This window comes from Streptosporangium oxazolinicum (assembly GCF_039537505.1).
Classification (GTDB): Bacteria; Actinomycetota; Actinomycetes; order Streptosporangiales; family Streptosporangiaceae; genus Streptosporangium; species Streptosporangium oxazolinicum.
In genome coordinates, this window is the sequence record NZ_BAABAQ010000054.1 from 1 (window position 1) to 511 (window position 511).

Annotated in this window: 1 pseudogene; it reads right to left on the bottom strand. The window is 68.1% G+C overall.

The annotated features are described in order from the left end of the window. A pseudogene (locus ABD817_RS39495) lies at positions 1–372 on the bottom strand (ABC transporter permease); the annotation flags it as partial. Positions 373–511: the final 139 nt, after the last annotated feature.

A 511-nucleotide genomic window follows, 5' to 3' on the forward strand; every position in this document is an offset into this window, starting at 1 on the left:
CACCGCGCACACGATCATCACGAACGGGCCGTAGGACTGGGTGGCCAGCGTGGTCGCCCACACCGACGCCAACGCCATGATCGCGCCCACCGACAGGTCGATACCCCCACCGATGATCACGAACGTCGCACCGACCGTGATCACCCCGATGGTCGCGGCCAGCGACAGGATGCTCACCATGTTCGAGGCGGTGGCGAAGGTGTCGGGCACCGTGACCAGGCCCACCGCCGCCAGCAACACCAGCGCGATCACCAGGCCCAGGTGCGGGACACTGCCCAGCCTGGCCAGCGGCCCCTCCCCCGCGACGGGTTTACGGGCCTGCTTCTCCACTCGCACCTGCTCGTCGACAGACGGCAGCCGAGGCTCGCTCATACCGGACTTCCTTCCATGATCATGTCGAGGACGGCGTGCTCGTCCAGCTCACCGGCACCGGCCTCACGAATGACCCGGCCCTCCCGCAGAACCAGCACCCGATCGGCCAGCCCCAGCACCTCGGGAACCTCACTGGAGA